At 39.2% G+C, this 12,184-nt stretch carries 13 protein-coding genes and 1 pseudogene; 8 read left to right on the forward strand and 6 right to left on the reverse strand.

Translation table 11 applies throughout. The features are described from left to right. A partial coding sequence (locus WBG45_RS15975) for a hypothetical protein (RefSeq protein WP_424416087.1) occupies positions 1-128 on the reverse strand: 128 nt, incomplete at its 3' end. 125 nt (positions 129-253) lie between these two features. Here WBG45_RS15975 and WBG45_RS15980 point away from each other — a divergent pair. Genes WBG45_RS15980 through thrB form a run of 3 tightly spaced genes read left to right on the forward strand, consistent with a single transcriptional unit; the run spans position 254 to position 3,506 of the window. Next, entirely contained in the window at positions 254-1,546 is a 1,293-nt protein-coding gene (locus tag WBG45_RS15980; protein ID WP_424416076.1) for a homoserine dehydrogenase, read from the forward strand. Then, positions 1,543-2,604, forward strand: coding sequence for a threonine synthase (thrC, locus tag WBG45_RS15985; protein ID WP_424416077.1), 1,062 nt, complete (start codon positions 1,543-1,545; stop codon positions 2,602-2,604). Before WBG45_RS15980 ends, thrC begins: the two co-directional genes overlap by 4 nt. Further along, positions 2,601-3,506: a homoserine kinase gene (thrB, locus tag WBG45_RS15990; protein ID WP_424416078.1), complete on the forward strand. Its 906-nt coding sequence runs from the start codon at positions 2,601-2,603 to the stop codon at positions 3,504-3,506. The genes thrC and thrB overlap by 4 nt, the downstream gene beginning before the upstream one ends. A 53-nt stretch (positions 3,507-3,559) precedes the next feature. Here the strand turns inward: thrB and WBG45_RS15995 are convergent, their stop codons facing one another. The 3 genes from WBG45_RS15995 to WBG45_RS16005 form a co-directional block, all read right to left on the reverse strand. Continuing rightward, on the reverse strand, positions 3,560-4,186 hold the full coding sequence (locus WBG45_RS15995; protein ID WP_424416079.1) for an HD domain-containing protein: 627 nt from the start codon (positions 4,184-4,186) through the stop codon (positions 3,560-3,562). Positions 4,187-4,367: 181 nt separating this feature from the next. Next, the gene (locus WBG45_RS16000) at positions 4,368-4,619 is read right to left on the reverse strand and encodes an alpha/beta-type small acid-soluble spore protein (RefSeq protein WP_424416080.1); all 252 of its coding nucleotides are present in this window, start codon (positions 4,617-4,619) and stop codon (positions 4,368-4,370) included. Between the two features lie 119 nt (positions 4,620-4,738). Beyond that, positions 4,739-5,713: a proline dehydrogenase family protein gene (locus tag WBG45_RS16005; protein ID WP_424416081.1), complete on the reverse strand. Its 975-nt coding sequence runs from the start codon at positions 5,711-5,713 to the stop codon at positions 4,739-4,741. 381 nt (positions 5,714-6,094) lie between these two features. On the opposite strand from WBG45_RS16005, the gene WBG45_RS16010 reads away from it, so the two are divergent. Next, positions 6,095-7,054: an aldo/keto reductase gene (locus tag WBG45_RS16010; RefSeq protein ID WP_424416082.1), complete on the forward strand. Its 960-nt coding sequence runs from the start codon at positions 6,095-6,097 to the stop codon at positions 7,052-7,054. A 94-nt stretch (positions 7,055-7,148) separates the two neighbouring features. Further along, a complete protein-coding gene (locus WBG45_RS16015; protein WP_424416083.1) occupies positions 7,149-8,156 on the forward strand; it encodes an LLM class flavin-dependent oxidoreductase in 1,008 nt (335 codons plus the stop codon). Positions 8,157-8,413: 257 nt separating this feature from the next. On the opposite strand, the gene WBG45_RS16020 is transcribed toward WBG45_RS16015, so the two are convergent. Further along, positions 8,414-9,475 (reverse strand): saccharopine dehydrogenase family protein, encoded by a 1,062-nt coding sequence (locus WBG45_RS16020; RefSeq protein WP_424416084.1) that lies wholly within the window; start codon positions 9,473-9,475, stop codon positions 8,414-8,416. A 238-nt stretch (positions 9,476-9,713) separates the two neighbouring features. Between WBG45_RS16020 and WBG45_RS16025 the strand changes: the two genes are divergently transcribed. Both WBG45_RS16025 and WBG45_RS16030 read left to right on the forward strand, forming a co-directional pair. After that, positions 9,714-9,899: an aspartyl-phosphate phosphatase Spo0E family protein gene (locus WBG45_RS16025; protein ID WP_424416088.1), complete on the forward strand. Its 186-nt coding sequence runs from the start codon at positions 9,714-9,716 to the stop codon at positions 9,897-9,899. Between the two features lie 306 nt (positions 9,900-10,205). Continuing rightward, complete coding sequence (locus WBG45_RS16030; protein ID WP_424416085.1) at positions 10,206-11,324, forward strand: NAD(P)/FAD-dependent oxidoreductase; 1,119 nt, start codon at positions 10,206-10,208, stop codon at positions 11,322-11,324. Between the two features lie 49 nt (positions 11,325-11,373). Here WBG45_RS16030 and WBG45_RS16035 read toward each other — a convergent pair whose 3' ends face one another. Continuing rightward, positions 11,374-11,700 carry a winged helix-turn-helix transcriptional regulator gene (locus WBG45_RS16035; protein ID WP_424416086.1) on the reverse strand — a complete coding sequence of 109 codons (327 nt, stop codon included), beginning with the start codon at positions 11,698-11,700 and terminating at the stop codon, positions 11,374-11,376. A gap of 284 nt (positions 11,701-11,984) precedes the next feature. Between WBG45_RS16035 and WBG45_RS16040 the strand changes: the two are divergent. Then, positions 11,985-12,184: pseudogene (locus tag WBG45_RS16040) on the forward strand (MFS transporter); the annotation flags it as partial.

Below are 12,184 nucleotides of genomic sequence, written 5' to 3' on the forward strand. Positions count from 1 at the left end.
TCATACCTTTTACCAGGAGCTGAGACCACGACAATTTTCCGTGAAGGATCTGCTTTTAGAATGGCCGCGACTTTTTTGATTTGTTGTGCGCTTGCTACAGATGTTCCTCCAAATTTACAAACTTTCATCGTCATCAAGTCCCATCTATCATTAATTGGAAAAGGGTTGTTATTTATCATAGTATAATACTATAATGTGTTTATGAGAAATACAATTGTTTTTTCAGGGTGTACAAATAGTAGGGGGAGTTATCATGAAAAATGAAATTTCGATTGGTTTATTAGGGCTTGGAACTGTTGGAAGTGGAGTAGCAAAAATCCTACAACAACATCAACAAGATATGCATCACAAATTGGGTGTTCCAGTTTCTATTAAAAAGGTTTTGATTAAAGATGAAAATAAGGAACGATTCTCAACTCTAGATTCAAACGTCTTTACGACAGATGTACAAGAAATTTTAAATGACCCTACTATTGATATCATTGTTGAAGTGATGGGTGGAATAGAAGAAGCGAAGAAAGCAATTGAAAAAGCTCTTCTAGCAGGCAAACAAGTTGTGACTGCAAATAAAGACGTGATGGCGGAATATGGACACGAATTATTGAAGTTGGCAGATGCAGAAAAATGCGATTTATTTTATGAAGCTAGTGTTGCAGGGGGCATCCCGATAATTCGTACATTGGAAGATGGTCTCGCATCAGATAGGATTTCAAGTTTGATGGGAATCGTCAACGGAACAACTAATTTCATTTTAACGAAAATGAAAAAAGAAAATATGAGCTATGAAGTTGCCTTAAAAGAAGCAACGAGACTTGGCTACGCGGAAGCTGATCCTTCAGCAGATGTTGATGGCGTAGATGCTGCACGGAAAATGGTCATTTTATCTTCTCTTGCATTTTCAACGGAAGTTCATCTTAGCGACGTTTTAGTTAGAGGAATGAAAGAAATTAGAGACGGGGACATGGAACTTGCAGAGAGCTTTGGCTATACAATGAAGATGGTTGGTTCATCGAAAAAAAATAAGGATGGCATCGAAGTAGCAGTGGAGCCAGTGTTCTTGGCAAATTCACATTTGCTTGCTTCTGTAAATAATGAATTCAATGCCGTATACATATATGGAGATGCAGTTGGTGAAACGATGCTTTATGGACCAGGTGCGGGTTCTCTACCAACCGCAACTTCAGTCGTTTCGGACATTATCGCAGCATGCCGCAATTTGCTACTTGAAGTAAATGGTAAACGATTGCACGCGGCGCAGCATGATAGAGTCATCAAATCAGCAAATCATCGCTACGCGAAGTATTTCCATCGTTTACTTGTAAAAGATGAAGTAGGTGTTTTGTCGAATTTGACAGCCATTTACAGCAATCATAATGCCAGCCTTCAATCAGTTAAGCAGCATCCAGCAGGAACTGAGGGGATGGCTGAAATCATTCTTGTCACACATAAAATTTCTAGGCAGCAACATCTAGATGTGATTGAAGATTTAAAAGGTTTAGCAAGTGTCATTAGCCATTATCGCATCGAGGGAGATGAGTCAGCATGAATTGGCCAGGATTGATTGAACAATATAAAGAATGGCTTCCAGTGACGGAAGATACACCCAAGTTAACATTACAAGAAGGCAATACGCCTTTAGTTCATCTTGTGAATTTATCTGAGGAATGGGGAATTGATCTTCATGTGAAATTAGAAGGGGCAAACCCAACTGGTTCTTTCAAAGATCGAGGCATGGTGATGGCAGTGGCGAAAGCGAAAGAAGAGGGTAAGTCCATTCTTATTTGCGCATCGACAGGTAATACTTCTGCGTCAGCTGCAGCGTACGGAGCGAGAGCAGGCATGAGAACAATTGTGGTCATTCCAGAAGGTCGTATCGCACTCGGCAAACTTGCTCAAGCAAAAATGTATGGAGCAGAGATTCTTGCGATTAAAGGTAACTTTGACGAAGCACTTGAAATGGTTCGTGAAGTGGGTCAAGAGGATGGTATCGCTCTAGTAAATTCGGTCAATCCATATCGTTTAGAGGGACAGAAAACAATTGCGTTTGAAATTATTGATCAGCTAAATAAAGTACCTGATGTTTTGGCTCTGCCGGTAGGAAACGCAGGGAATATATCTGCTTCTTGGAAAGGATTTAGTGAATACGCATTGAAAAATGGCACGAAGCGACCTACATTGCTTGGCGTTCAAGCTGCAGGAGCGGCTCCAATTGTTCATAATCGTATTGTAGAAAATCCAGAAACGATAGCAACAGCTATTCGAATCGGCAATCCAGCAAGCTGGAAACTTGCGCTAAAAGCACTTGACGAATCAAACGGAACTATTTTGGCTGCAACGGATGAAGAAATTCTAGAAGCGTATCAACTACTCGCTTCAACAGAAGGCATCTTTGCAGAACCTGCGTCATGTGCGTCAATTGCAGGAATCAAAAAGCAAGTGGAGAATGGAATGTTACAAAAAGGATCGACTGTTGTGGCGATATTAACAGGAAACGGTTTGAAAGATCCAGAAACTGCGATTTCAGTTAATGAACACAAAGCATTTCTCGTACCTGAAGATATGGAACGCTTTTGGGAGGATTTGAAGAAGGGTGTGAAAGCATGAGCTGGAAAGAATTTTCAGTCAGCGTTCCAGCATCGACTGCAAATCTTGGTCCTGGGTTTGATTCAATAGGATTGGCTCTAGACCTTCACTTGTCGATTTACGTTTCCCCAGCTTCTGAATGGACAGTTGACTATTGCGATGAAGGCTATCAACATTTAACAAGTGGAGTAGATAATTTAATCGTGTCAACAGCCCTAGCAGTTGCTGAAATGTTTAATCTTCCACTGTCACCTGCAAAACTGCGAGTGGAAACGGATATCCCTCTTGGTCGAGGGCTCGGTAGTAGCGCCACCGCTATTGCTGGAGGCATCGAAATTGCAGACCGCATACTTGGATTAGACTTGCCGATGATAGAAAAAGTGAAAATCGGTACCTCAATGGAAGGTCATCCCGATAATGTTTCGGCATCTTTTTTAGGTGGATTAACGATTTCATATTTTGACGGGATGGAGCTTGAGGTAATCCATGTACCACAAGTGGAAATCGGTATAGTAATCCTGGTGCCACCAACAGAATTTCTTACAACGGAGTCGAGAGGGCTGTTGCCACAAATGCTCGAGCATTGTGTTGCAACGCGTGGAAGTGCAGCAAGCAATGTGTTATCTGCTGCACTTGCCAGTGGCGACTGGGAAACTGCGGGTCGCTTGATGGAAAAAGATACGTTCCACGAACCTTACCGAAAAAATAAGTTTCCAGATTTTGAAGCCATTCGCCAAGCATGTAAGGAAGCGGGGGCACACGGTTCGACCATTAGTGGTGCAGGACCCTCTCTGTTTATTGCAACGAAAAAAGGCGATGAAGAGGGAGTAGCTTCTCGATTGAGGGAACAGTTCTCTCATTACGAATGTGTCGTATTAAAACCTTCATCAGTAGGACTACAATCAAGAGAAACGGATTATTGATTATACAAAAAGCTCAGAAAATTTTTTTCTGAGCTTTTTTGCAATTTCGACGGTTAACTATTCAATACCTTTTGTGTAAATGCTTTTACATCAAGGGCAGTTTCTTCACGTTTTACATCTTCTAACATGACATTCCGGAAATAGTCCACACTTGCTGGCAGTGGCAAGTTCAATAATTTCGTTAAAGCTTCTTGATACATTAAAACGAATTCGGGGTCTGTATTGCCTCGTTTCAACTCTGAAAAGGACTCATAAAATTGATCGAGTTTATCTGCAAATTCTAATAAACGTCCTTCTATGGAAGCGTCTTTTCCTTCCTTCATTCGATGGAAGAAAATCGGTTGAAAATCGTCAGGTATTTCTTCTAAAATAAATTTTTCCATCATTTTTTCTTCAACATGTGCAATCATTTGTTTGAGTTCGGGAGATGCGTGTTTGACAGGTGTTTTAATATCTCCAATAAATACTTCCGCAAAATCGTGGTTTATGGTCTTTTCATAAAGGGATTTCCAATCGATGGTTTCCCCATTTCTCTCTTCTATGGTTGCAAAAAACATAGCGTATTGGGAAACTTTCCAGCTATGTGCGGCTACATTATGTTCCTCAAACTTAAACTTACCAGGACAACGAATAATTCGCTCTAAGTCATTCATGCTCGTAAAAAATCTATGGATTCCCATAAAGTATCTTCTCCTTTAAGTGTCATGTTTTAATGATATGTCTGTGTGATGAATATTGTTGGGAGCCCAATTATGGCGTACTCTATCTTTGTTGATTTCTATGTATGATACAGTATTTAAAATTAAAATCCCAGCCACAACTGACTGGGCATTTGGTTATTAACTATTTGCTGAGAAGGTGTTACAGACGCTCATTTTTGGAGAACTGTGCTTGAGCCAGTTTTATCATCTCTTTGACCATGTTGCCACCAATGGGACCGCCAATAGTTCCGGCCTGTTTGGATGTGAGGTTTCCGTTATCTTCTTTATTTAATGGAATTCTAAGTTCATTGGCAATTTCGTATTTTACATCTTCACCTGAAGCAGAGTTCAACCCGAATCCTTTAGATTCCATAACCTGATTTTTAAATTCATTCAAATCTTTTCTAGCCACAATCAATTCCTCCTCTTTCCATTAGTATTTCCTGAAAGGGAAGATGCATGCTTCTTTTGTGTTTTGTTTCAATTAGTAAAAGAAAAAATGCTGTCCTCAAAAGAGAACAGCATTTCATATTATTTTTTCTTTTTAGAAGTCAAACGGCTTAGTGCGAGTGCACCTGCAAATACACCGATAGCAGTGTTTGTGCGTTTATTGAAGACTTGCTTTACAACAAGGTTCAAGTTTTGCGGGCGTTCTGCTAATCTTCTCATGAAGTATCCGTACCAGTCGTCGCCGAAAGGCACGTATGTGCAGAAATTATAGCCTTGTTTAGCTAAATCAATTTGCATATCTTTACGGAAACCATAAAGCATTTGGAACTCAAATTTGTCGTTTGGAATTTCGTTTTCTGCGACAAATTTTTTCACATGGTTGATTATATGATGATCGTGGGTTGCAATTGAAGTGAATTTACCATTAAGTAAATGATACTCAATAAGTTTGATAAAGTTTGCATCAATTTCTTCTTTCGTTTGAAAAGCAACTTCAACAGGCTCTTTATATGCGCCTTTTACGATGCGTAAACGTAAATGTTTATATTTTTCGATGTCGTCTTCCGCTCTATCGAAGTAGGCTTGGATTACTGTACCAACATTGTTGTAGTCTTTTAGAAGAGCATCCATTAAATCAAATGAAGGTTGTAAATGTCCGTAATCTTCCATATCAAGATTGATATGCATATCGTATTTACTTGCAGCAGCTACGATTTCAAGTAAGTTTTCATAGCAGAAATCATAATCAATATCGAGTCCGATTTGAGTAGGTTTTAATGAAATATGAGCGTCCACACCATTTGCATGAATGGCTTCAATTACTTCAAGAATGCTGTCTTTTGCTTTTAACGCTTCTGATCTCTCAAAAACGAATTCGCCTAAGTTATCAACGGTAGCACTAATGCCTTGTGCATTCAATTCACGAATACTCTTAATAGTTTCTTCGACATTTGTTCCAGCTACTACTGTTTGTGCACCTAACTTCAAACCATATTTTTTTGCTGCACTCGTCAGCAATTGGTTTTTTGATAAAGCCATAAATACATCTTTTAACATGATTATTCCTCCTGAAAGTGTTTCATTCTATGTTATCTTACATCTTACGTAGAAAAGTAAGCATCACTAGTTATCATGTGAATCATGACTACATTTTATTATAATTCTTTTTAACGAACATGCCTACTAAATGAAGTAAGATTGTACGGGAATTGTTTCATTAAAGTGTCATTCTTCCCATTAAAGGCGTGCATATAGCCTGAGACAAGAACGATATCAGAAAGTACTGAATTCTCTTTGCGGAATAAAGGGATATTTTTCATATTATAGTTTATGGAATTGTAAAAAGATGCAATTTATTTCTCAAATTATCTCCAATTTGAAGGGAGTAGACTACCTAATATTGAATATTACAAGTAGGAAGTTAATAGGAGGAGTTAGATGATTTATTCGAAATTAGGGTTTAGTGGATTGCGCGTTTCAAACTTGAGCCTTGGAACCATGGCATTCGGAAGATGGATTGATGAAAAATCTTCTGTTGAGATTTTGGATACGGCTATTGATGCAGGAATCAACTTAATTGATACAGCTAATTTTTATGGCAAGGGTCAGGATGCACAATTTTTATATGGAACTGGAGAATCTGAAGAGATTATTGGTAGGTCTATAAAAGGAAGAAGAGACAAAATCGTTTTGGCAACAAAAGTGGGATTGCCTATGGGGAAAGATACGAATGATGCTGGATTGTCAAAATTTCATATCATGCGCGAAGTCGAACATTCTTTGCGAAGACTTCAAACCGATTACATAGATTTATATCAAGTACACCGTTTTGATGACGAGACATCTCTTGAAGAAACATTGTCTACTTTGACTGCTTTGGTTAAACAAGGGAAAGTGCGTTATATCGGTTGTTCCAACTATGCCGCTTGGCAAATAGCAAAAGCAAACGGTATTAGCAATTTGCATGGACTTGAGCACTTTGTTTCATCTCAATCTCAATATAATTTATTATCGAGAGAAATAGAAAACGAAGTGGTACCGTATTGTGTATCTGAAAATGTGGGTCTTCTAGTGTATAGTCCTATGGCTCGGGGGATGTTATCTGGAAAATATTCTTCGCGTGACGACGTGCCAGAAGGAAGTCGAGCTGCTAGAGGTGAAAGGCTCATACAAAATTATTTCAAGGATGAAAATTTTCAAAAGGTGGAAGAATACAAACAAGCAGCAACAGAACATGATGTGAATCTATCGCAGTTTTCTTTAGCTTGGATTCTTAATCAATCGGTCGTAACATCTGCAATTGTGGGTGCTAGCAAACCGTATCACGTTACCGATGCAGCTAAAATAAGTGACTGGCGCTGGTCAGATGAATTGAAGCAACGAGTTACTTTGTTATAAATACCTTCCTTTTCGTAAGCAGATATCTTGAAGATTAGTTTAAAGGGATATACCATCAATGGATGATACTTTGATTTACGAAAGGAATAATATTATGACAAAAGAATATAAATCTATCCCTGTTTCCGTACTAGATTTAGTTGCTGTACGCGAAGGGTCTACTCATAAAGAAGCGATTGGCGATATGGTCAACATCGCTCAACATACAGAAAAATTAGGTTACCTTCGTTATTGGCTAACAGAGCATCATAATATGCCCACAGTTATTAGTTCTGCCACATCTATTTTGATTGGACATGTATTGGAGAATACACAATCCATTCGAGTGGGTTCAGGTGGAATTATGTTACCGAATCATGCACCTCTTGTAGTTGCTGAACAGTTTGGAACACTAGAAGCGATGTATCCAAAGCGAGTTGATTTAGGACTTGGACGTGCGCCAGGGACGGATATGCGAACGGCTCATGCTTTACGAAGAACAACACAAGAAACAGCTTTTGCTTTTCCGCAAGATGTTGAAGAATTGCAAAATTATTTTAAGTCAATTGATCAACAAGGAGCGGTTCGTGCTTTTCCTGGTGTAGATGCTCATGTACCAATCTATATTTTAGGTTCAAGTACTTCAAGTGCTTCATTAGCAGCGCGATTGGGTTTGCCTTATGTATTTGCAGCTCACTTTGCACCTACACAATTAGAAGAAGCCTTGCACATCTACCGCAATCAATTTACTCCATCTGAGTATTTAGCGGAACCGTATGTCATGGTTTGCGTAAATGTTGTTGCGGCGGATTCGAATGAAGAAGCTGAAAAGCTATCTACTACAACAAATCGATTTTATTTAAATGTAGTAAGAAGATCAGAGGATTTCTTACAACCTCCAGTGGATTCAATGGATGGCTTATGGAGTCCCTTCGAAGAAAGTGCTGTTCGCGGCATGTCTGTTTATTCATTTAAAGGTGATAAACAAGCCATTAAAGGACAAGCGAAAAAGTTCTTCGACAAATTCCAAGTCGATGAGTTAATAGCGGTGACATATATTTATGATCAAACTGCTAGAATGCGCTCGTATGAAATACTAAAAGAAGCAATAGATGAACTTTAATAGAGAAAAGGAAACAGGCCGAGAGATATTCTCGACCTGTTTTTTTGTTTAAGTTTTTCTAGATACAGAAAGGTTTTCGACCAACTTAGAAATGTTTCCGCCCATTCTAGATGATTTTCCGCCCAACTAAGTTACGTTTTCGACCAAATAACTAGGGTTTCCGCCCAACAAAACTACATTTCCGCCCATTCGCTTGGAGGCGGACACCATTCCTCTGCAGAGACACACCGTTCCCCTGTGTCTAGAGTCGTACTACATTAAAAAATTTGAAACTTCCCTGACCCAGGCAATTCTTCAATCAATTTCGCTCCAAACAAAGTTGCAGGTGTATAACTTCCTCCACTAACATTCATATCAAGTAAACGACTGACCACTGCTAATGAGCCAAAAACAGTAAGGTTGTATACATTAGCGGTTTGAATGCGAACAGTACGTGTCTCTCCACCTGCATTTCTTGCTTCACCCCAAATATAAGCAGGGGAATTCCTTCGAGCTAGTTCATCAGGTCCATGTACAGAGCGGTCAACCCACTTATGCATAATTTGTTGAATCGTTGAAGTTGCTAAAAGTGGACGGAACCATTTTAAAGAACGAGCACCAGCAATTTTATAGGAGGGCATTGGAATCCACGTATCAACAATTGGGATATCAGTTGTGTGAAAAGCTGTTGAGACGTCACCCCATGGAATGGACATGGCAGTTTTAGGTCCTCTTCCAAAGTCTATGGTTCGACTTTTCTTGCCAAGCTGTACCTCGGTAATGATGCCATCTTTACGCTCAGAGCTTGAGCCTCCAAGACCTTGAATCATCGTTTTGAAAGTACCTGGTGAAATACCAGAATCTGAGTCAAATCCAAGAGAAAGGTGCGTAGCATCTGGAAGTAATTCCTTTAACTTTAACGCTACACAATCGGTTGGAATGACATCAAAGCCTACACCAGGACAAAGAACAACGCCAGCATCCTCAGCTCGTTTCGCTTGCTTTAATTCATGGGCATGCTCAAACACGCTAATTTCACCTGTGATATCAAGGTAATGTGAACCCATTTCAAGGCAACCTTCAATCATGGGAGCACTAGTGGCTGAAAAGGGACCTGCACAATGTAGAACTAAATCTATTTCTCTAAGTCCTGAAGTAACTTGATCGGGCTCATTTAATGAAAATACACGAGATTCCAGCCCCAATTCATTCGCCAAAGTATGAATCTCTTCTTTTCTACGACCTGCCAAAATTGGATTTAGTCCTTGGGCTACTGCAGTTCTTGCTATTAATGCTCCGGTATATCCATTCGCTCCGTAAATCATCCATTTTTGAGTCATTCTTCAAGATCTCTCCATTCTCGGAACATGATGTGATAATTATGAGCAATCAATAGTGAAAACTTTTTTTAAAAACTATGTTTACTTGAGTAAATTTCTGGATAAATAGGTAATACTTAAATTTGGAAATAATTTTTTCGAAAGAGTGAACAATTCACAAAATAAATCTTGTACTGATACAAATAAATGAAATATCCCAACTATAAAGCTACTAAGCATATTGGAGGTTAAACACATGATGAGAACGAAAACAGTCTATAAACAACATGTTTTGCTCAAACAAATCAATTCAAAAAAGAAAGACATGTATAAAAAAGCAAAACAATTGGGCTATACCCATGCTTTAGTAGTGGCATGCAGTCAAGAACTTGATACATTATTAAATCACTATCAAGGCATGTTTCCATATGAAGAAGTAGGTTAACTAAAAACTGGGAAAAGAAGGTTGCGTTGTTTGTGTTAAATTGATTTTCTACACTTCTAGACTAACTCATCTACCCACATTATCGCTAATCATAGAGATATTTCGTACATTACATCTTAAATAAACAGCCTAGTTTCATCGCGTCTTTGTGGATAAATTCTATAATGACATGTAACTGGGTTGTTAATTGTGTCATTTTTTCATAGGAGTTATATTCCTTTTCAACTCACGCACCTTTCATTTTGGTTCCGCAACCTCATATTGTGTAAGATAGAAGGTAGAAATCTATTTGAAAAAGGTGCTTATATGAAAGAGATTATAGTAATTGGTGCTGGAATTTTAGGTGCTTCGACTGCCTATCATTTAGCGAAATCTGGTGCACGTGTAACTGTAGTGGATAGGCAAGATCCGGGACAGGCTACGGATGCTGCTGCAGGTATTATTTGTCCGTGGCTTTCGCAAAGACGCAATAAAGCTTGGTATTCTCTCGCGAAAAGTGGAGCTGCCTATTATGAAACGCTGATTCGACTTCTTGAAGAAGATGGAGAAGGGGATACGGGATATAAGCAAGTTGGTGCTATCAGTCTCCATACAGATCATGAGAAATTAATCAAGATGGAAGAGCGTGCAGTTTTGAGGAGGCAAGACGCTCCAGAAATCGGTACAGTACGCCAAGTTACAGCGACTGAAACGGCTTCATTATTTCCTCCACTGTCAGAAGAATTTGCGTCGGTATTCGTTAGTGGAGCCGCTCGTGTTAATGGCAGGGCACTTCGACTAGTATTGATGAATGCTGCGAAAAAACATGGAGCGACGTTCATATACGGATCAGCTGAAATTGAACAAGAAGATTCTAAAGTTACAGGAATCCGAGTAAATGAAGAGAGTTACGTTGCAGACAGTGTAATCATTACTGCTGGAGCATGGGCGGATGAACTATTGTCACCACTTGGCATTGATTTGCAATTGACCGCACAGAAAGCACAAATTGTTCACCTTCATTTACAAGATGTGCAAACCGATAATTGGCCAGTAGTCATGCCACCAAATGATCAATACCTTCTTGCTTTTGATAACGGTCAAGTTGTGATTGGAGCTACACATGAAGACGATAAAAAGTTCGATTTACGTGTCACTGCAGGAGGGTTACATGAAGTGTTTAGCAAAGCAATGTCAGTTGCTCCAGGTTTAAGTGACAGTACGTTCGTTGAAACACGTGTAGGTTATCGACCATTCACTCCGAATTTTCTTCCTGTAATCGGAGAAGTGCCGGGCTACCCAGGACTTCTTCTAGCGAATGGACTCGGTGCTTCAGGCTTAACAGTAGGACCGTTTCTAGGAAATCAACTGGCGAAGCTAGCACTAAATGAAGACTTGGATATCGATTTGGAATTATACAAAGTTTCAGACGCGTTAGGTAACTGAATATAAAGGAAAACCCCCGCAGAATTTTTCTGTGGGGGTTTTAACTTGTTTAATGCTTTGCCACTTCCTCAACAACCTCGATATGATGTTCTCCCCAAGCGCACATAGCATCCAATATCGGACGCAAAGACCAACCATAGTCAGTTAAAGAATAAATAACTTTTGGTGGTACTTGATCAAATACCATACGGTTTACCACACCATCTTGCTCTAACTCACGTAGCTGCTGAGTGAGCATTTTTTGTGTAATAGTCGGCATGAGTTTTTTTAATTCACTGGTGCGTCGTTCTTCTTTAATCAAATGACACATGATGACTACTTTCCACTTGCCACCTATTACATCAAGCGTCGCTTCGACTGGAATATTGTAGGCCATATTGTTTCCTCCTTTATCTATTTATGGGATCCAAAAAGAATCTATCTATCTTAAGTGTGTGTACATATCTGAAAAACTAATTAAATGTATGGTACCATACATCACTTTACATCCGCCTCTCTTAAATAGATATAGGTACTAAAAAGTGCCTACATTACTTTAAAGTGCGTACTGTTCTTAATTTAACCTTGAGCGCATAATAAGGCTTGCAAGGAAAACTGGTAAGTAAATTACCGATTTTCTTGAACACTATTAATAGAAACATTAATAAGGAGGAACTATAAATGAATCATTCACATACAGCTGATGACTCAGAGAAAAGAGGAAGACTTGCTTTATGGGCACTTGCAATCAGTGCCTTTGGTATCGGAACAACTGAATTCGTTCCAGTAGGATTATTAGCTTCAATTGCAAAGGACTTTGACATAGGCATCACATTAGCAGGGTTATTAATTTCTGGTTATGCAATAGGTGTTGCAGTTGG

The sequence above is a fragment of the Paenisporosarcina sp. genome, from assembly GCF_049671445.1.
Taxonomy (GTDB): Bacteria; Bacillota; Bacilli; order Bacillales_A; family Planococcaceae; genus Paenisporosarcina.

Excerpts from the sequence above, each read along its gene's own strand:
- WBG45_RS15980 (WP_424416076.1), top strand. The coding sequence starts at position 254 with ATGAAAAATGAAATTTCGATTGGTTTATTAGGGCTTGGAACTGTTGGA.
- WBG45_RS16005 (WP_424416081.1), bottom strand. The coding sequence starts at position 5,713 with ATGTTAAAAGATGTATTTATGGCTTTATCAAAAAACCAATTGCTGACG.
- WBG45_RS16030 (WP_424416085.1), top strand. The coding sequence starts at position 10,206 with ATGAAAGAGATTATAGTAATTGGTGCTGGAATTTTAGGTGCTTCGACT.
- WBG45_RS16015 (WP_424416083.1), top strand. The coding sequence starts at position 7,149 with ATGACAAAAGAATATAAATCTATCCCTGTTTCCGTACTAGATTTAGTT.
- WBG45_RS16010 (WP_424416082.1), top strand. The coding sequence starts at position 6,095 with ATGATTTATTCGAAATTAGGGTTTAGTGGATTGCGCGTTTCAAACTTG.
- WBG45_RS16020 (WP_424416084.1), bottom strand. The coding sequence starts at position 9,475 with ATGACTCAAAAATGGATGATTTACGGAGCGAATGGATATACCGGAGCA.
- WBG45_RS16025 (WP_424416088.1), top strand. The coding sequence starts at position 9,714 with ATGAGAACGAAAACAGTCTATAAACAACATGTTTTGCTCAAACAAATC.
- WBG45_RS15995 (WP_424416079.1), bottom strand. The coding sequence starts at position 4,186 with ATGGGAATCCATAGATTTTTTACGAGCATGAATGACTTAGAGCGAATT.
- thrC (WP_424416077.1), top strand. The coding sequence starts at position 1,543 with ATGAATTGGCCAGGATTGATTGAACAATATAAAGAATGGCTTCCAGTG.
- thrB (WP_424416078.1), top strand. The coding sequence starts at position 2,601 with ATGAGCTGGAAAGAATTTTCAGTCAGCGTTCCAGCATCGACTGCAAAT.
- WBG45_RS16035 (WP_424416086.1), bottom strand. The coding sequence starts at position 11,700 with ATGGCCTACAATATTCCAGTCGAAGCGACGCTTGATGTAATAGGTGGC.